Source organism: Streptomyces sp. FIT100 (assembly GCF_024584805.1).
Classification (GTDB): Bacteria; Actinomycetota; Actinomycetes; order Streptomycetales; family Streptomycetaceae; genus Streptomyces.
The window spans coordinates 4,235,188-4,253,535 of the sequence record NZ_CP075715.1; the positions used below are offsets into that span (position 1 = coordinate 4,235,188).

Consider the following 18,348-nt stretch of genomic DNA (forward strand, 5'->3'; position numbering starts at 1 on the left):
GGTACCGCATCGTCGCACACTGTACCCCATCCGAGCCCCCGGCGTCCGAGCCGTGGGGCTTTCGCGTTCTTCGGGAAGGTGGCAGGGAGGGGTGGATGTGGGGGTGCGGTGGAGGGGCGGGGCATACCTTTGAGAGGGCGGAGTGCCGCGTGGAGTGGTGTCCTGTTGATCCCCTAATGTGGCTATCTCGTCCACGCTTGTTGGGGAAGGGACTTGATGGACTCGATGGACTCTATGGACGCGCCGGAGTCGATGAAGGGCCAGGGTCACGCGCTGGAGCGCACCGTCGTCCGCTGTGCCGAGGGGCATGTCTTCACCACCTCGTCGTTCCCGATGCAGCAGCTCGGTGCCGGGCGGATCGGGCCCGGGCGGCTGATTCGGTGTCCGCGGTGCGCGCGGCTGCGGCATGCCGTGCCGGTGGATCACGTGGATCACGTTCAGCCGGTGAAACGGTAGCGGTAGCGGTAGCGATCGGCGGGGCGGAGCGCGCGGGGTGGCGTCCGATTGGGGCGGGCCCGCGCCCTCTGCGTATCCTCGGGGCGTGCTTCTCTCAGACTTGGACATCCGAACCGAGATCGACGCGGGACGGGTCCGTATCGACCCGTTCGACGATTCGATGGTGCAGCCCTCGAGCATCGACGTGCGGCTCGACCGCTACTTCCGGGTGTTCGAGAACCACCGCTATCCCCATATCGACCCCGCCGTCGAGCAGGCCGACCTGACGCGGCTCGTCGAGCCGGAGGGCGACGAGGCGTTCATCCTCCACCCCGGCGAGTTCGTGCTGGCGTCGACGTACGAGGTCATCACGCTGCCGGACGACATCGCCTCGCGACTGGAGGGCAAGAGCTCCCTCGGGCGGCTCGGGCTGGTCACGCACTCGACTGCCGGCTTCATCGATCCCGGGTTCTCCGGGCATGTCACGCTGGAGCTGTCGAATCTGGCGACGTTGCCGATCAAGCTGTGGCCGGGGATGAAGATCGGCCAGCTGTGCATGTTCCGGCTGAGCTCGCCGGCGGAGCACCCGTACGGATCCGAGAAGTACGGGTCGCGCTACCAGGGGCAGCGAGGACCGACGGCCTCGCGGTCCTACGTGAATTTCCATCGGACGCAGGTGTGAGGACCGGACGCCATGAGTGACGCCATAGGTGGGGTACGCGAGAACCTGACGTACGAGAAGTTCGGCGGTGCCGTCCGCGAGCTGGCACAGGCCATCGCCGACGACGGGTACGAGCCCGACATCGTGCTGTCCATCGCGCGCGGCGGGGTCTTCGTCGCCGGCGGGCTGGCGTACGCGCTGGACTGCAAGAACATCCACCTGGTGAACGTGGAGTTCTACACCGGCGTGGGGACGACCCTGGAGATGCCGGTCATGCTCGCCCCGGTGCCGAACGCGATCGACTTCTCGGACAAGAAGGTCCTCATCGCCGACGACGTCGCCGACACGGGCAAGACCCTGAAGCTCGTCCACGACTTCTGCGTCGACCACGTGGCCGAGGTGCGCAGCGCCGTCATCTACGAGAAGTCGCACTCGCTCGTGAAGTGCGAGTACGTCTGGAAGCGCACCGACGACTGGATCAACTTCCCGTGGAGTGTTGAGAAACCCGTCGTGCAGCGCAGCGGACAGGTGCTCGACGCCTGAGCTGAAAAGGCCCCCGCCGGTGTGGCGAATTCCAGGGGTCGTTGCAACACAATTTGATCAGCTGGCTGTTGCCAGGAGCTTAGCGAGGCGCTCGGCTGGGGTTTCCCAGCCGAGCGTCTTGCGTGGACGACTGTTCAGCTCGGCAGCCACGACGTCCAGCTCCTCGCGGCTGTAGCGGGCCAGGTCGGTGCTCTTGGGGAAGTACTGCCTGAGCAGGCCATTGGTGTTTTCGTTCGAGCCGCGCTGCCAGGGGCTGCCGGGGTCGCAGAAGTAGACCGGCATGTCGGTGGCGATGCTGAACTCGCTGTGGAGGTGCATCTCGGAACCCTGGTCCCAGGTGAGGGAACGCCTGAGTCGGGCTGGCAGCACGGAGACGGTCTGGATGAGTGCGTCACGGACCTGGGCGGGCGGTCGATTCAGATCGTGCCCAGCTTGATGATCGACAGCAGTGCGATCAGCTGGATCGCCGACGCTCCCAGCGCCTTCGGCCACGGCAGGTCGTGCGACTTGCTCACCATCGAGGTGAAGAGGGCGCCCGCTGCCAGCCAGGTCACCCAGCCGACGACCTGGACCAGTGAGTTCTCGCCGCCCAGGAAGAGCGCCACGACCAGGCGTGGGGCGTCCGTCAGGGACATGATCAGCATGGAGAGGCCGACCGTCGGCTGCCAGGCGCCGTCGCCGCCGAGCTGGCGGGCGAGGGTGTGGGTGACCGCGCCCAGGATCAGGCCGCCGACGACGAAGGCCATGCCCGTGAGGAGCACGGAGACGAGCGCGGTCGTGAACGGGGCGTTGATCGCTTCCTCGCGCGTCTGGTCGAAGCCGAAGATCGCGAGCAGTCCGTAGAGGAACGTGACGATCAGGGCCGGGGCCCACACCGGGTAGTCGCGCATCTGGAGGAACGTCGGGCCCGGGCGCAGCACGATGCCGCTCAGCAGGTCCTTCCAGTGCAGCCGCGGGCCCGCGGGCGCCGCGGGGGCGGTTCCGGCGCGGTACGTGGAGCCGTTGCCGTACGGGTCCTCGCCGACGCTGAACGCCTGGGTGTGACCGGGGTTGTTGGCGTACGGGTCTCCGGCGGGGTACGCGCCGCCCGGTCCCTGCTGGGCGTACGGGTCGCCGAAGTACTCCGGTTCGCCGTGGGGCGCCTGCTGCTGACCGGGATGCCGACCCGGATGGCCTTGCCGGCCCTGTTGCCACTGCTGCTGCGGGTGCGTGGGCGCCACAGGGCCGCCTCCGTACTGCTGCTGCCCGTACGACTGCCCGTACGGCGGCGGGGGCGCCTGCTGCGGTTGTTGTTGCGGGGTGCGGTTGTTGTCCCGGCCGCGTCCGATCCTGAATCCAGCCACGCATTCGAACGTACCTGTTCTCGCTGTGCCGCGTGTCCCTGCCAGGGGAACATGCGGGCCTTTGCGGCTGAGCTGTGACATCCCCTAGGGGGACTGCTGTGAGGGATCCCGGAGGGGGCGGAATGGCTGGTTTACGTATTTGTGTAGTGGTCTGATCGGGCTTCGTTACGTTTCCTATGGGCGGCCCTCACATGTCATTCGTAGCTTCGTGGACGTCAGCAACCCGCATTACGAGGCAGGAGAGCCCACCCATGCGCGCTACCCGACGTTTCCTCCGCACCGCCGCCGTCACCACCGGATCCATCGCGGCCCTGCTTCTCCCGGCGGCCGCCGCATCCGCACACACGGCCGCGGCCCCGGCCCCGGCCCCGGCCGCGGCCCCGGCCCCTGCGGCCGCCCCCGTGACCGCCCGTTCGTACGTCACCGTCCAGCTGCCCCACGGCCGCTTCGCCGAGCTGGTCAAGGCCGGGCGGCACGGGAGCGACCCGCTCGTCGTGCTCCACCGGGCCAATGGGACGTACCTCGGCACGCTGACCACCGAGCGGCCCTCCGTCCGTCTGGAGGGCACGTACTACCGGCTCGTGCCGAACGGGAAGCACTCCGCGCTGGTCGTCGTCGACCTCCGCCGCGGTGGTGAGACCTCCGTCTACGGCTTCGACGGCCGCGTCCGCCGCTGACGGCGGAGGACGACGCCGCAAGAGCGGAGGACGCCGCCGCAAGACATGAGCGGCCGGTCCTGCCCCCGAGGCAGATCCGGCCGCTCACTGTTCGGCAACGAAGACGGCTACTTCACGGGTTCCGGTTCCGGCGCGTCGGCCGTCGCGGCCTCGCCTTCGCCGCCCGGGTCCACCGGCGTCCTGACCGAGTCGAGCAGCAGCTGCGCCACGTCCACGACCTGGAGGCTCTCCTTCGCCTGGCCCTCGTTCTTCTTGCCGTTCACGGAGTCCGTGAGCATCACGAGGCAGAAGGGGCAGGCGGTGGAGACGATGTCCGGGTTGAGGGACAGTGCCTCGTCGACGCGCTCGGTGTTGATGCGCTTGCCGATCCGCTCCTCCATCCACATGCGCGCGCCGCCGGCGCCGCAGCAGAAGCCGCGCTCCTTGTGGCGGTGCATCTCCTCGTTCCGCAGGCCCGGCACCTTCGCGATGATCTCGCGCGGGGGCGTGTAGACCTTGTTGTGGCGGCCCAGGTAGCAGGGGTCGTGGTACGTGATCAGGCCCTCGACCGGGGTCACCGGGATCAGCCTGCCCTCGTCGATGAGGTGCTGGAGCAGCTGGGTGTGGTGGATGACCTCGTACTCACCGCCGAGCTGCGGGTACTCGTTGGCGATGGTGTTGAAGCAGTGCGGGCAGGTGGCGACGATCTTCTTCGACGACTTCGGCTTCTTCGTCTCCGGGTCGTCGTCGTCCTCGCCGAAGGCCATGTTCAGCATGGCGACGTTCTCGGCGCCGAGCTGCTGGAACAGGAACTCGTTGCCGAGGCGGCGCGGCGAGTCACCCGTGCACTTCTCCTCGCCGCCCATGATCGCGAACTTGACGCCCGCGATGTGCAGCAGTTCGGCGAAGGCCCTGGTGGTCTTCTTGGCGCGGTCCTCCAGGGCGCCGGCGCAGCCGACCCAGTAGAGGTAGTCGACCTCGGTGAGGTCCTCGACGTCCTGGCCGACGACCGGGACCTCGAAGTCGACCTCCTTGGTCCACTCCAGGCGCTGCTTCTTGGCGAGGCCCCAGGGGTTGCCCTTCTTCTCCAGGTTCTTGAGCATCGTGCCCGCCTCGGACGGGAACGAGGACTCGATCATCACCTGGTAGCGGCGCATGTCGACGATGTGGTCGATGTGCTCGATGTCGACCGGGCACTGCTCGACGCACGCACCGCAGGTGGTGCAGGACCACAGCACGTCCGGGTCGATGACACCGCCCGCGGGGAAGCCGCTGTCGGATGCGGGCTCGGCGGTGCCGATCAGCGGGCGCTCGGCCTCCGCGAGGGCGGCCGCGGGGACGTCCTTGAGCTGCTCGGCGGACGCCTTCTCCTCGCCCTCCATGGTCTTGCCGCCGCCGGCCAGCAGGTACGGGGCCTTGGCGTGCGCGTGGTCGCGGAGCGACATGATGAGGAGCTTGGGGGAGAGCGGCTTGCCGGTGTTCCAGGCCGGGCACTGCGACTGGCAGCGGCCGCACTCGGTGCACGTCGAGAAGTCGAGGATGCCCTTCCAGGAGAACTGCTCGACCTGGCTGACACCGAAGACGTCGTCCTCGTCCGGGTCCTCGAAGTCGATCGGCCGGCCGCCGGAGGTCATCGGCTGGAGGGCGCCCAGCGCGCTCTCGCCGGTCGCGTTGCGCTTGAACCAGATGTTCGGGAAGCCGAGGAAGCGGTGCCAGGCCACACCCATGTTGGTGTTGAGCGAGACCGTGATCATCCAGATCAGCGATGTGCCGATCTTGATCATCGCGGCGAGGTAGATCAACGTCTGGAGGGTGGGGACGCTCAGCCCGTCGAAGGCCAGGACCAGCGGGTACGAGACGAAGTACGCCGCCTCGTAGTGGTCCACGTGGTGGATCGCGCCTTCGAGGCCGCGCAGGGCCAGGATCGCGAGGCCGATGGTGAGGATGACGTACTCGACGAAGTACGCCTGCCATGCCTTGGAGCCGGCGAAGCGCGACTTGCGGCCGGCCCGGGAGGGCAGGTTGAGGAGCCGGATCGCCATCAGGACGACGATGCCGACGACCGTCATGAGGCCGATGAACTCGATGTACATCTCGAACGGCAGGAAGCCGCCCAGGACGGGCAGGGTCCAGTCGGCCCGGAAGAGCTGTCCGTACGCCTGTGCGAGCGTCGGGGGCAGCGTCAGGAAGCCGATCGCGACGAACCAGTGGGCGAAGCCCACGATCCCCCAGCGGTTCATCCGCGTGTGGCCGAGGAACTCCTTGGCCAGGGTGATCGTGCGCGCCTTGGGGTTGTCGGTGCGGCTGCCCGCAGGCACGGGCTGGCCGAGTTTCACGAACCGGTAGATCTGCGCGACGGCTCGGGCGATGAGCGCAACGCCGACCACGGTCAGGACCAGCGACACGATGATCGCGGCGAGTTGCATTTGGGGGCTCCTCGGGCCTGCGAGGTGGGGAGGCCAGCGCTTACGGAACGGGTAAGCGAGGTCTACTAAGCGGTAACTTATTCAGTCCGTCTGAGACTACCCACTTGTTCCGCCGCACTGTAGTTGGGCGAGCGGTGATCTGCGTCGCTCAGGTCACCCTGAGTACGGGCTGCACGGGGTCTCCCGGACGCCGGTCGTCCGGGCGGTGCCGGCGGCACACGGCGGGGACGGTGTGCAGCAGGACCGCCAGGTCGAGTCCGATCCAATGGTGCTCCACATAGTGCAGATCGAGCAGCTCCGGTTCGTCCCACGGGAGGGTGGACCGGCGGGCGCGGGCGAGCTGGGCGGGGCCGGTCAGCCCCGGCCGTACGCTCTGCCGCCAGCGTGCGTCCGCACGCGGATCGCCGGGCGCCAGTGCCGCGGGTCCGACCAGGGACATCTCGCCCCGTACGACATGGGGCAGCCGCGACAGCAGGTCCAGCCGGAGGCGGCGGGTGCGCAGCGAGCGTACGGTGAACGGGCAGCCGTGCAGGCCGGACTTCAGCTCCCGTGCGAACACGCCGCCGGGTGTGCGGCGCAGCGCCGCCGCGCAGGCCGCGGCGGCCAGCACGGGCGCCGTCAGGATCAGCAGGATGGTCCCGAGGGTCAGATCGAGAAGGCGTTTGGGCTGCACGGTGTGCATCGTTCCCACCTGGCCCTTCCGTCATCCTTGATCGCCATACGTCGCGTATTCACGTTTTCGCGTGTTTTCACGCTTTCGTGCTTTACGGGAACGATGGCACGGTGGAAGTCGCCGTAGCCGCAGGCCGCGCCGGGCGCCAGGGCGATGTGCCCGCGGGGTGGACGCACCATAGTTGAGTCGGGTCGACTCAGCTCTGTTGACTCGTTGGGGCCAGTGATGCATCCTTGAGCCAGTTCCACTCAAGTCAGTCCCACTGGAGGAATTGAAATGGCACGTGCGGTCGGCATCGACCTGGGCACGACTAACTCCGTCGTCAGCGTTCTGGAGGGCGGCGAGCCCACCGTCATCACCAACGCCGAGGGCGCCAGGACCACGCCGTCCGTCGTCGCCTTCGCCAAGAACGGTGAGGTGCTCGTCGGCGAGGTCGCGAAGCGTCAGGCGGTCACCAACGTCGACCGGACCATCCGGTCCGTGAAGCGTCACATGGGCACGGACTGGAAGATCGAGCTCGACGGCAAGACCTTCAACCCGCAGCAGATGTCCGCCTTCATCCTGCAGAAGCTGAAGCGGGATGCCGAGGCGTACCTCGGTGAGAAGGTCGCGGACGCGGTCATCACCGTCCCGGCGTACTTCAACGACTCCGAGCGCCAGGCGACCAAGGAGGCCGGTGAGATCGCGGGCCTCAACGTCCTGCGCATCGTCAACGAGCCGACGGCCGCCGCGCTCGCCTACGGCCTCGACAAGGACGACCAGACGATCCTCGTCTTCGACCTCGGTGGCGGCACCTTCGACGTGTCCCTCCTGGAGATCGGTGACGGCGTCGTCGAGGTGAAGGCCACCAACGGTGACAACCACCTCGGTGGCGACGACTGGGACCAGCGCGTCGTCGACTACCTGGTGAAGCAGTTCGCCAATGGCCACGGCGTCGACCTGTCCAAGGACAAGATGGCCCTCCAGCGCCTCCGCGAGGCCGCTGAGAAGGCCAAGATCGAGCTGTCCTCGTCCACCGAGACGACGATCAACCTGCCCTACATCACGGCGTCCGCCGAGGGCCCGCTGCACCTGGACGAGAAGCTCACGCGCGCCCAGTTCCAGCAGCTCACCGCCGATCTGCTGGACCGCTGCAAGACGCCGTTCCACAACGTCATCAAGGACGCCGGCATCCAGCTGTCCGAGATCGACCACGTCGTCCTCGTCGGTGGCTCGACCCGTATGCCGGCCGTCGCCGAGCTCGTCAAGGAGCTGACCGGCGGCAAGGAGGCCAACAAGGGAGTGAACCCGGACGAGGTCGTCGCCATCGGCGCCACCCTCCAGGCCGGTGTCCTCAAGGGTGAGGTCAAGGACGTCCTGCTCCTCGACGTGACCCCGCTGTCCCTCGGTATCGAGACCAAGGGCGGCATCATGACCAAGCTCATCGAGCGCAACACCACGATCCCGACGAAGCGCTCCGAGATCTTCACGACGGCCGAGGACAACCAGCCGTCCGTGCAGATCCAGGTCTACCAGGGCGAGCGCGAGATCGCGGCGTACAACAAGAAGCTCGGCATGTTCGAGCTGACCGGCCTCCCGCCGGCCCCCCGCGGCGTGCCGCAGATCGAGGTCTCCTTCGACATCGACGCCAACGGCATCATGCACGTGACCGCGAAGGACCTCGGCACCGGCAAGGAGCAGAAGATGACCGTCACCGGCGGCTCCTCGCTCGCCAAGGACGAGGTCGACCGGATGCGCCAGGAGGCCGAGCAGTACGCGGAGGAGGACCACCGCCGCCGCGAGGCCGCGGAGACCCGCAACCAGGCCGAGCAGCTCGTCTACCAGACCGAGAAGTTCCTCAAGGACAACGAGGACAAGGTCCCGGGCGAGATCAGGACCGAGGTCGAGACGGCGGTGACCGAGCTCAAGGAGAAGCTGAAGGGTGAGTCCGCCGAGGGCGACAACACGGCGGAGATCCGCACCGCCACCGAGAAGGTCGCGGCCGTCTCCCAGAAGCTCGGCCAGGCCATGTACGCCGACGCGCAGGCCCAGCAGGCCGCGGGCGGCGCCGGTGACGGTTCAGCCCAGCCCTCCGACAGCGCTGACGACGTCGTGGACGCCGAGATCGTCGACGACGAGAAGGACCAGAAGGGTGGCGCTGCCTGATGACGGAGGAGACCCAGGGCTTCGACGAGAAGCCTGACGTCCCCTCCGGCGCCACTCCGGACGAAGCGGCGCAGGCCGCCTCCCCCTCCACGGAGGGGGCGGCCCCGGCCGGGGACGCGGCACAGAACGCGCATCAGGCTGCCCAGGCAGCGCAGGCGGGTGCGCAGTCCGCCGGCCTGACGGCCCAGCTGGACCAGCTCCGTACGGCGCTCAACGAGCGCACGATGGACCTCCAGCGGCTCCAGGCCGAGTACCAGAACTACCGCCGTCGTGTGGAGCGGGACCGGATCACGGTCAAGGAGATCGCCGTCGCGCAGCTCCTGACCGAGCTCCTGCCCGTCCTGGACGACATCGGCCGTGCCCGCGAGCACGGCGAGCTGGTGGGCGGCTTCAAGTCGGTGGCCGAATCGGTGGAGACGGTCGCCGCCAAGATGGGCCTTCAGCAGTTCGGCAAGGAGGGCGAGCCCTTCGACCCGACGGTCCACGAGGCCCTGATGCACTCGTACGCGCCGGACGTCACCGAGACGACCTGTGTGGCGATCCTGCAGCCGGGCTACCGGATCGGCGAGCGCACCATCCGCCCCGCGCGGGTCGCGGTCGCCGAGCCCCAGCCGGGTGCGGCACCTGCGGCGCCCGCGGCGCCGAAGGACGAGCAGTCGGCCGACGAGGAGAGCGGTGGCCCGGGCGAGGGCTGACGTGATCGGTTGCGTACGAGGACGTGTCCGAGAGGAGGGACGTCGATGAGCACGAAGGACTTCGTGGAGAAGGACTACTACAAGGTTCTCGGCGTCCCCAAGGACGCGACCGAGGCCGAGATCAAGAAGGCGTACCGGAAGCTCGCCCGTGAGTACCACCCGGACGCCAACAAGGGCGACACCAAGGCCGAGGAGCGCTTCAAGGAGATCTCCGAGGCCAACGACGTGCTCGGCGACCCCAAGCGGCGCAAGGAGTACGACGAGGCGCGCGCCCTGTTCGGCAACGGTGGCTTCAGGGCCGGCGGTCCCGGCGCCGGCGGCACGTTCAACTTCGACCTGGGCGACCTCTTCGGAGGCGCTCAGGCCGGGGGCGGCGGCGCCGGTGGTGCCGGTGGCTTCGGCGGCGGGCTCGGGGACGTCTTCGGCGGACTGTTCAACCGCGGCGCCGGGGCGGGCGCCCGCACCCAGCCGCGCCGCGGCCAGGACATCGAGTCCGAGGTGACGCTCAGTTTCACCGAGGCGGTGGACGGGGCCACGGTCCCGCTGCGGATGTCCAGCCAGCAGCCCTGCAAGGCGTGCTCGGGAACCGGCGACAAGAACGGCACGCCGCGGGTGTGCCCGACCTGCGTCGGCACCGGCCAGGTCTCGCGCGGCGGCAGCGGTTCGTTCTCGCTGACCGACCCGTGCCTGGACTGCAAGGGCCGCGGTCTCATCGCGGAGAACCCGTGCGAGGTCTGCCACGGCAGCGGCCGCGCCAAGTCGTCCAGGACCATGCAGGTCCGCATCCCCGCCGGGGTGAGCGACGGCCAGCGGATCCGGCTGCGCGGCAAGGGCGCCCCGGGCGAGCGCGGCGGCCCGGCCGGCGATCTGTACGTCGTCGTCCACGTCGACTCGCACCCGGTCTTCGGGCGCAAGGGCGACAACCTCACCGTCACGGTGCCGGTCTCCTTCACGGAGGCGGCGCTCGGCGGCGAGGTGAAGGTGCCGACGCTCGGCGGGTCCCCGGTCACGCTGAAGCTGCCCGCCGGCACTCCCAACGGGCGCACGATGCGCGCCCGCGGCAAGGGTGCCGTCCGCAAGGACGGCACCCGGGGCGACCTCCTGGTCACCGTCGAGGTCGCGGTGCCGAAGGACCTCGGCGACGAGGCGCGTTCGGCCCTGGAGGCATACCGGAAGGCGACTGAGGGCGAGGATCCGCGGGCAGAACTGTTCCAGGCTGCGAAGGGAGCGTGACACGATGGACGGCCGACGTCGACAGCCGGGATTCGGTGGCAGGGCCTACGAACTCACCGACGAGACGCCGGTGTACGTCATCTCGGTGGCGGCCCAGCTCTCCGGCCTGCACCCGCAGACGCTGAGGCAGTACGACCGCCTCGGCCTGGTCTCCCCGGACCGGACGGCCGGCCGTGGCCGCCGTTACTCGGCCCGCGACATCGAACTGCTCCGCCAGGTGCAGCAGTTGTCGCAGGACGAGGGCATCAACCTGGCCGGTATCAAGCGCATCATCGAGCTGGAGAACCAGGTCGCGGCGCTCCAGGCGCGCGTCGCCGAGCTCTCGGCGGCGGTGGAGGGCGCGGCGGTGGCGATGCAGCAGCGCGAGGCGCAGGTGCACGCCTCGTACCGGCGCGATCTGGTGCCGTACCAGGACGTGCAGCAGGCGAGCGCGCTGGTCGTGTGGCGGCCGAAGCGCGGCGAGCAGTAGGACGCCCGAGGCAGCCCGAGGCAGCAAGGCAGTTCGTCCGAAGGGCCCGGTGCACGGCACCGGGCCCTTCGGCATGTCACCGGGTGCGGGCGCTCAGCTGTCCTGCTCCAGGATTCCGGACCGGGCGATGAGGAAGCCGAGTTGCGCCCGCGAACCGCTGCCGAGGCACGAGGCCAACTTGGCGATGTGGGCGCGGCAGGTGCGGACGTTCATGCCGAGGCGGCGGGCGATGGCCTCGTCGACGAGGCCCTCGACGAGGAGCCGGGCGATGGCGCGCTGCACGCCGCTGATGCCGTTCACGTTGGGCTCGTACGTCACGGGGTCGTCGAGCGGTATCGCCTGCATCCAGAACTGGTCGAAGACACCGACGAGATACTCGACCAGGCCCGGGTGGTGGAGTTCGAGCGCGACCTGGCGGTCCCGGCTGGCCGGGACGAACGCGACCTTGCGGTCGACGATGATCAGCCGGTCGATGATCTCCTCCAGCGTGCGCACCTCGACCTCGGGCCCGATCCGTTCCAGATAGGCCAGTGTGATCGGCTGATGGCGGGCGGTGTGCTGGTAGAGCGTGCGCATCGTGATGCCCCGGCCGAGCAGCGGCCTGACCCTGCGCAGCGCTTCGCCGAAGGTGGCCGCGCTGCGCCCGCTGCCCGGCTGCACCGTCAGCAGCTCCGACGTGCACTCGGCGACGACGCGGTCCAGGCTGGCGTTGATCCGGGGGAGCCCTTCGAGCACGGTTATCGCGTGGGTCGTCGAGGGGTCCTGCGCGCTGATGGTCATGAATGGCTCAAACGCGTCGGACAGTTCTACGGTGAGCCGTCTACGCTCCTGGATTTCGTTCTCTATCGGCAGCAGCAGCTGGGCCAGTGCCGCGGAGGGCGGAACCGGGCGGAGCCACTGGGCGTCGTCGGGGTCGGGACGGAGCAGGTCCAGGTCGATCAGGCAGGGCGCGGAGGCCACCTCCGTCCGGGCGATGCGCCCGGTCCGCAGTGCGCTCGCGTAGAGCCGGGAGCCGGCCTCGCACAGCTCCGCATGTGTATGAGGGTGCCCCTGATTGTCCCGTTCCGACCGCATCTGTACACCCCCAGGCTTTTGCAATACAGGAACATGATGCATTGGGCGAGTGGTGGAAACGTGGAGAGTGAGCCATCGTCATGGCTGCGGGGGAGCCGTAGGAATCACCTTCAAGTGAGGTTGCTCGGTCATGGCCAAGAAGCTCATACGCACCGTAGTCGGTGTCGCGCTCTTTGCTGCTGCGGCGGTGGGAGTGGCGGCGTCGGCCGAGGACCCCGGGTGGGGGCTGGGTACGCAGGTGACCACGGCGGCGCCTGACCCGGGCTGGGAAATGCCGGACCCGGGCTGGGAGCTCGCACCGCAGACGGTTCAGGGCGACCCGGGCTGGGGAAGCGTGCCGCGCACGCTCCCGGATCCTGGCTGGGGAGCGGCTCCGGCCGCGGACCCGGGTTGGGGGTCCGCGCAGGCATGACGGTTCCCGAGGATCCTCGTTTCCGCCGTGAGATGGCGACCGCGTACCGCTCCGGGTGGCATTTCATCGACCTCGTCACGGCGGTGCCGCACCGTGGCGATTCGTTGATGGTCACCCTCCTCGGCGAACCGGTCGTGATCAACCGCGGTGACGACGAGGAGATCCGCGCGTACCGGTGCCTCCGGAGGCCCCGCGGGGCTCCGCAACCCGTTCGCTGTGCCATCAGGTACGGCATGATCTTCGTCAATCTCGACCAGCGCGACCACCAGCTGGTCGAACCGCAAACCACCACCGCCACCCCCCGCAGTGCCTGAGCGGTTCCCCCGTCGTTCAAGATCGCTCAGGTACTTCCCCCACACAGCGGCGCCATCGTGGACCTGAAACACGATGGCGCCGCTGTGCTGTGCGCGCACAGCACGGGCGCTGCTCCGGCCCGGCTCCGGCGCTGCTCCGGCCCCGGCAGGGGCGCGACTCAGGCGCGGCCCATCGCACGGGTAAGCGCGATCTCGATGACCACCCGGTCCGGGTTCGGGGCCGGGGTGCGGCCGTAGCGCTCCGCGTAGCGCGCCACCGCGTCCGCGACCGCCTCCGGGTCCGTGCGGACCGTGGCGCGGCCCTCCAGCGTCGCCCAGCGGCCCTTGTCCACCTGGCAGACCGCCACCGGGGCCGGCTCCGGGGCGGCTGCCAGGATGTTCGCGACCTTGCGGCTGTGCTTGTTGGTGATGACGCGGGCGATGCCCCGCTCGCCGCCCTCCGGGTCGTACGTGACGCCCACCGCGACGACGTGCGGGGTGCCGTCGGGCCGCGGGGTGGTCAGGGTGCACATGTGGTACTCCCGCCAGAAGCTGAGATACGACGGGTCCGGGCTGCGCGGATCGATGGCCATGCCCTGGAACCTACCGCCGGAGCTGCCCGTTTAGTAGCCCTGGATGGACCTTGAGTGGAATAGACTCAACTTTGTGTACGCTGGACGAGTCATGGACAGAGGAGGCGTCATGCAGCAGTACGACGCCGCTCAGACGCAGCTGAGGAGGAGAGACCGCACGTGGACGCCGAGCTGACCAACAGGAGCCGGGACGCGCTCAATGCCGCTTCCACCAGGGCCGTGTCCGACGGGCACGCCGATCTGACCCCCGCGCATCTTCTGCTCGCGCTCCTCGCGGGCCAGGACAACGAGAACATCACCGACCTGCTGGCCGCCGTCGACGCCGACCAGGCCGCGGTGCGCTCCGGGGCCGACCGGGTCCTGGCCGACCTGCCCAGCGTGACCGGCTCGACCGTCGCGCCCCCGCAGCCCAGCCGGGAACTGCTCGCCGTGATCGCCGACGCCACGACCCGTGCGAAGGAGCTCGGCGACGACTATGTGTCGACCGAGCACCTGCTCATCGGTGTCGCGGCCAAGGGCGGGCGGGCCGGCGAGGTGCTGTCCGGGCAGGGGGCCACGGCGCAGAGGCTGCTGGAGGCGTTCGAGAGGACACGAGGAGGGCGACGGGTGACGACACCCGACCCCGAGGGCCAGTACAAGGCCCTGGAGAAGTTCGGCACGGACTTCACGGCCGCGGCCCGTGAGGGCAAGCTCGATCCCGTCATCGGCCGTGACCAGGAGATCCGCCGGGTGGTGCAGGTGCTCTCGCGCCGCACCAAGAACAACCCCGTGCTGATCGGTGAGCCCGGCGTCGGCAAGACCGCCGTCGTCGAGGGGCTCGCCCAGCGGATCGTGAAGGGCGATGTGCCCGAGTCGCTGCGCGACAAGCGGCTCGTCTCGCTCGACCTGGGCGCGATGGTTGCGGGTGCGAAGTACCGGGGCGAGTTCGAGGAGCGCCTGAAGACCGTCCTCTCCGAGATCAAGGAGAGCGAAGGGCGGATCATCACCTTCATCGACGAGCTCCACACCGTCGTCGGCGCGGGCGCGGGCGGCGACTCCGCGATGGACGCGGGCAACATGCTGAAGCCGATGCTCGCCCGCGGCGAACTGCGCATGGTCGGCGCCACGACCCTCGACGAGTACCGCGAGCGGATCGAGAAGGACCCCGCCCTGGAGCGCCGCTTCCAGCAGGTGCTGGTCGCCGAGCCGACGGTCGAGGACACGATCGCGATCCTGCGCGGGCTCAAGGGCCGGTACGAGGCGCACCACAAGGTGCAGATCGCGGACAGCGCGCTGGTCGCCGCCGCGACCCTGTCCGACCGGTACATCACCTCCCGCTTCCTGCCCGACAAGGCCATCGACCTCGTCGACGAGTCCGCCTCGCGGCTCCGTATGGAGATCGACTCCTCGCCCGTCGAGATCGACGAGCTGCAGCGCTCCGTCGACCGGCTGCGGATGGAGGAGCTCGCGCTCAAGAGCGAGACGGACGAGGCGAGCAAGCAGCGTCTGGAGAAGCTGCGGCGCGACCTCGCGGACCGGGAGGAGGAGCTGCGCGGCCTGACCGCGCGCTGGGAGAAGGAGAAGGAGTCCCTCAACCGGGTCGGTGAGCTGAAGGAGAAGCTCGACGAGCTGCGCGGCCAGGCGGAGCGGGCCCAGCGCGACGGCGACTTCGACACCGCCTCCAAGCTGCTCTACGGGGAGATTCCGGGGCTGGAGCGGGAGCTCGCCGAGGCCACGGAGGCGGAGGCGCAGCAGGAGGCGGCGAAGGACACGATGGTCAAGGAGGAGGTCGGCCCGGACGACATCGCCGACGTCGTCGCCTCCTGGACCGGTATCCCGGCCGGCCGGCTGCTGGAGGGCGAGACCCAGAAGCTCCTGCGCATGGAGGACGAGCTGGGCAGGCGCCTGATCGGCCAGACCGAGGCGGTGCGCGCCGTCTCCGACGCGGTGCGGCGCTCCCGGGCCGGGATCGCGGACCCCGACCGGCCGACCGGCTCCTTCCTCTTCCTCGGCCCGACCGGTGTCGGCAAGACCGAGCTGGCGAAGGCGCTGGCGGACTTCCTCTTCGACGACGAGCGGGCGATGATCCGCATCGACATGTCGGAGTACAGCGAGAAGCACAGCGTCGCCCGGCTGGTCGGCGCGCCTCCCGGGTACGTGGGGTACGAGGAGGGCGGCCAGCTCACCGAGGCCGTGCGCCGGCGCCCGTACAGCGTGATCCTGCTCGACGAGGTGGAGAAGGCCCACCCCGAGGTCTTCGACCTGCTGCTCCAGGTCCTGGACGACGGGCGGCTCACCGACGGCCAGGGCCGCACGGTCGACTTCCGCAACACCATCCTGATCCTCACCTCCAACCTGGGCAGCCAGTACCTGGTGGAGCCGCTGACAAGCGAGGAGGAGAAGAAGCAGCAGGTGCTGGAGGTCGTCAGGGCGTCCTTCAAGCCGGAGTTCCTCAACCGGCTGGACGATCTGGTCGTCTTCTCGGCCCTGACCAAGGAGGAGCTGGGCCGTATCGCCGAGCTCCAGATCGACCGCCTCGCGCGGCGGCTGGCCGAGCGCAGGCTGGTGCTGGAGGTCACCCCGGCCGCGCTGGAGTGGCTCGCCGACGAGGGCAACGATCCGGCCTACGGGGCGCGGCCGCTGCGGCGCCTCGTCCAGACGGCGATCGGCGACCGGCTCGCGAAGGAGATCCTCGCGGGCGAGATCAAGGACGGCGACACGGTCCGCGTCGACCGGTTCGAGAACGACCTGCTCGTGGGCCGCGTGCAGTGAGCCGGTGCGGTGCGGGGGCCGGGGCGCCGCCCCGGCCCGCGTTGCCGCACACCGGCCGCACGTCCCGATTCGGACACGTCGCGCCCGGGGACCGGTGGGGGTTGCCAGCCCCCGCCCGGCATGGGAGAGGATGGCCGCATCCGTACGAAGGGAAACACCCCGTGAGCATCGACCCGTCCTCGATTCCGAATTTCGGGGGCCAGCCCCAGCAGCCCCAGGCCGCAGGACCGGCGGGTCCTGTGGTGCCCGACCAGGACCTGGTCAAGCAGCTCCTCGACCAGATGGAACTGAAGTACGTCGTCGACGACGAGGGTGACCTCGCGGCGCCGTGGGAGGAGTTCCGCACCTACTTCATGTTCCGCGGTGAGGAGGACCAGCAGGTCTTCTCGGTGCGCACGTTCTACGACCGTCCGCACGCCCTTGAGGACCGGGCGAAGCTTCTGGACGCGATCGACGACTGGAACCGCCGCACCCTGTGGCCCAAGGTCTACACGCACACCCACGAGGAGGACGGCAAGCCGGTCTCCGTCCGCCTCATCGGCGAGGCCCAGATGCTGATCGGCATGGGCGTCAGCCTGGAGCACTTCGTGTCGTCCACCGTCAGCTGGGTGCGCGCGTCGATCGAGTTCGACAAGTGGCTCGCTGAGCAGTTCGGACTCGCGCCCGCGAGCGCCGACGCCGCCGAGGACGAGAAGCCCGCCGACGACGCCTGAGGGCCCGCCCGGCCCGTGGCTACAGCGCCATCGGCCCGAGCGTGAGCAGATACGCCCCGTAGCCGAACGACAGCCCGGCCAGGGCGGCGATCACGGTGATCGCCGCCCTCGGCCGGGCTTTCGTCAGTGCGGTCGCGAGCGGCAGCAGCAGCGGGAAAGCCGGCAGCAGGAAGCGCGGCTTGGACTCGAAGAAACCCGAACCGCCGACCGTGATCAGCACCAGCACGCCCGTGTAGACGAGCAGCGCCGGCGGCGGCCGGTCCATGACGAACAGGGCGAAGAGCAGCACTCCGGCCCCCACGATCATCAGCGCCATCGGAAAGCCGAAGAAGACGGGTGTGGTCACCATCGACCGCACCACCAGCAGCGAACCGGCCCCCAGGTCGAACCGCGACGTCCAGCCGCTCTGCACCGCGAAGTAGCCGCCCAGCGGGTCGCCCGTGCGGGACCCGACCCACAGCAGGTAGCCGAGCCATCCGGCGGGCGCCAGGGCCGCCCCGGCCCACAGCCGCCAGCCGCCCGCCCCCTTGCGTCTGACCAGCTCGTACGCCGCCACCACGACGACCGCCGCGGCGACCGCGACGCCGTTCGGTCTCGTCAGCCCGGCGAGCGCCGCCAGCGTCCCCGCCCACAGCCAGCGGCGGGTCAGCAGCGCGTACAGCGACCACGCCGCGAAGGCGCACAACAGCGGCTCCGTGTACGCCATCGACAGCACGATCGCGTGCGGCAGCAGCCCCCACAGCAGCACGAGGACGGTCGCGACGGTCCTGTTGTGCAGCCGCTCGCCGATGGCGTAGATCCCCCAGGCCGCGACGCCGGCCGCCACCCAGGAGAGCGCAAGGCCCACCGTGCCGCCTGCCACCGGCAGGAGGGCCTTGCCGGCCCTGATGAGCGCCGGGTAGAGCGGGAAGAACGCCAGATCGGACTGGACGGCGCCGTCCGGCCAGTGCAGCGTGTGCCCGTAGCCGTGCGAGGCGATCCGGGCGTACCAGTTGGAGTCCCAGGACGTGGCGAGCAGGGCCCGCGGGGACTTGTCGATGCGCCAGGCCCAGAGGGCCATCAGGAGCATCCCGAGGAGCCGGGCCGCGGCGAACAGCCCCAGCGCGGGCGCCGCCCGGTACAGGGCGGCGCGCCAGTGGGGAACGGGCCGGGCACCGGCCAGGGCATCGACTGACGCTGCCTTGTCGGACGCTGACTTGTCGAACGTCTCGGCGGACAGGGGACACCTCCGTG

General features: G+C 69.5%; 17 protein-coding genes and 1 pseudogene. 11 read left to right on the plus strand and 7 right to left on the minus strand.

What is annotated here, in order from left to right; genetic code table 11:
* Positions 1-252 precede the first annotated feature (252 nt).
* The 3 genes from KK483_RS19110 (at position 253) to KK483_RS19120 (ending at position 1,639) form a co-directional block, all read left to right on the plus strand.
* Positions 253-456 (plus strand): hypothetical protein, encoded by a 204-nt coding sequence (locus tag KK483_RS19110; protein WP_262009597.1) that lies wholly within the window; start codon positions 253-255, stop codon positions 454-456.
* An 85-nt stretch (positions 457-541) separates the two neighbouring features.
* Positions 542-1,117, plus strand: coding sequence for a dCTP deaminase (dcd, locus tag KK483_RS19115; protein WP_262006423.1), 576 nt, complete (start codon positions 542-544; stop codon positions 1,115-1,117).
* Positions 1,118-1,129: 12 nt separating this feature from the next.
* Positions 1,130-1,639: a phosphoribosyltransferase gene (locus KK483_RS19120; protein WP_262006424.1), complete on the plus strand. Its 510-nt coding sequence runs from the start codon at positions 1,130-1,132 to the stop codon at positions 1,637-1,639.
* A gap of 57 nt (positions 1,640-1,696) precedes the next feature.
* Here KK483_RS19120 and KK483_RS19125 read toward each other — a convergent pair.
* Together KK483_RS19125 and KK483_RS19130 are read right to left on the minus strand one after the other, a co-directional pair.
* A pseudogene (locus KK483_RS19125) lies at positions 1,697-2,041 on the minus strand (IS30 family transposase); the annotation flags it as partial.
* A gap of 14 nt (positions 2,042-2,055) precedes the next feature.
* A complete protein-coding gene (locus KK483_RS19130) occupies positions 2,056-2,982 on the minus strand; it encodes a Yip1 family protein (protein ID WP_262006425.1) in 927 nt (308 codons plus the stop codon).
* Between the two features lie 251 nt (positions 2,983-3,233).
* Between KK483_RS19130 and KK483_RS19135 the strand changes: the two genes are divergently transcribed.
* Entirely contained in the window at positions 3,234-3,659 is a 426-nt protein-coding gene (locus tag KK483_RS19135; protein WP_262006426.1) for a hypothetical protein, read from the plus strand.
* Positions 3,660-3,766: 107 nt separating this feature from the next.
* On the opposite strand, the gene KK483_RS19140 is transcribed toward KK483_RS19135, so the two are convergent.
* Positions 3,767-6,064 carry a (Fe-S)-binding protein gene (locus KK483_RS19140; protein ID WP_262006427.1) on the minus strand — a complete coding sequence of 766 codons (2,298 nt, stop codon included), beginning with the start codon at positions 6,062-6,064 and terminating at the stop codon, positions 3,767-3,769.
* A gap of 148 nt (positions 6,065-6,212) precedes the next feature.
* On the minus strand, positions 6,213-6,746 hold the full coding sequence (locus KK483_RS19145) for a sugar transferase (RefSeq protein WP_262006428.1): 534 nt from the start codon (positions 6,744-6,746) through the stop codon (positions 6,213-6,215).
* A 267-nt stretch (positions 6,747-7,013) separates the two neighbouring features.
* Between KK483_RS19145 and dnaK the strand changes: the two genes are divergently transcribed.
* From dnaK to KK483_RS19165, 4 genes are read left to right on the plus strand one after another with little or no spacing between them, the layout of a single operon-like run.
* Positions 7,014-8,882, plus strand: coding sequence for a molecular chaperone DnaK (dnaK, locus tag KK483_RS19150; RefSeq protein WP_262006429.1), 1,869 nt, complete (start codon positions 7,014-7,016; stop codon positions 8,880-8,882).
* The gene (gene grpE, locus KK483_RS19155; protein ID WP_262006430.1) at positions 8,882-9,577 is read left to right on the plus strand and encodes a nucleotide exchange factor GrpE; all 696 of its coding nucleotides are present in this window, start codon (positions 8,882-8,884) and stop codon (positions 9,575-9,577) included. The genes dnaK and grpE overlap by 1 nt, the downstream gene beginning before the upstream one ends.
* Before the next feature lie 45 nt (positions 9,578-9,622).
* A complete protein-coding gene (gene dnaJ / locus KK483_RS19160) occupies positions 9,623-10,810 on the plus strand; it encodes a molecular chaperone DnaJ (RefSeq protein WP_262006431.1) in 1,188 nt (395 codons plus the stop codon).
* A gap of 4 nt (positions 10,811-10,814) precedes the next feature.
* Complete coding sequence (locus KK483_RS19165) at positions 10,815-11,279, plus strand: heat shock protein transcriptional repressor HspR (RefSeq protein ID WP_262006432.1); 465 nt, start codon at positions 10,815-10,817, stop codon at positions 11,277-11,279.
* A gap of 93 nt (positions 11,280-11,372) precedes the next feature.
* On the opposite strand, the gene KK483_RS19170 is transcribed toward KK483_RS19165, so the two are convergent.
* Positions 11,373-12,353 carry a helix-turn-helix transcriptional regulator gene (locus KK483_RS19170; protein ID WP_262006433.1) on the minus strand — a complete coding sequence of 327 codons (981 nt, stop codon included), beginning with the start codon at positions 12,351-12,353 and terminating at the stop codon, positions 11,373-11,375.
* A gap of 408 nt (positions 12,354-12,761) precedes the next feature.
* Here KK483_RS19170 and KK483_RS19175 point away from each other — a divergent pair, with 408 nt between their 5' ends.
* Positions 12,762-13,079 (plus strand): (2Fe-2S)-binding protein, encoded by a 318-nt coding sequence (locus tag KK483_RS19175; RefSeq protein ID WP_242328824.1) that lies wholly within the window; start codon positions 12,762-12,764, stop codon positions 13,077-13,079.
* Positions 13,080-13,237: 158 nt separating this feature from the next.
* Here the strand turns inward: KK483_RS19175 and KK483_RS19180 are convergent, their stop codons facing one another.
* The gene (locus KK483_RS19180) at positions 13,238-13,651 is read right to left on the minus strand and encodes a pyridoxamine 5'-phosphate oxidase family protein (RefSeq protein ID WP_262006434.1); all 414 of its coding nucleotides are present in this window, start codon (positions 13,649-13,651) and stop codon (positions 13,238-13,240) included.
* A 159-nt stretch (positions 13,652-13,810) separates the two neighbouring features.
* Here KK483_RS19180 and clpB point away from each other — a divergent pair, with 159 nt between their 5' ends.
* Complete coding sequence (gene clpB, locus KK483_RS19185) at positions 13,811-16,402, plus strand: ATP-dependent chaperone ClpB (protein WP_262006435.1); 2,592 nt, start codon at positions 13,811-13,813, stop codon at positions 16,400-16,402.
* Positions 16,403-16,563: 161 nt separating this feature from the next.
* Positions 16,564-17,115 carry a YbjN domain-containing protein gene (locus tag KK483_RS19190; RefSeq protein ID WP_262006436.1) on the plus strand — a complete coding sequence of 184 codons (552 nt, stop codon included), beginning with the start codon at positions 16,564-16,566 and terminating at the stop codon, positions 17,113-17,115.
* A gap of 19 nt (positions 17,116-17,134) precedes the next feature.
* On the opposite strand, the gene KK483_RS19195 is transcribed toward KK483_RS19190, so the two are convergent.
* Positions 17,135-18,184 carry a mannosyltransferase family protein gene (locus KK483_RS19195; RefSeq protein ID WP_262006437.1) on the minus strand — a complete coding sequence of 350 codons (1,050 nt, stop codon included), beginning with the start codon at positions 18,182-18,184 and terminating at the stop codon, positions 17,135-17,137.
* Between the last annotated feature and the right edge of the window lie 164 nt (positions 18,185-18,348).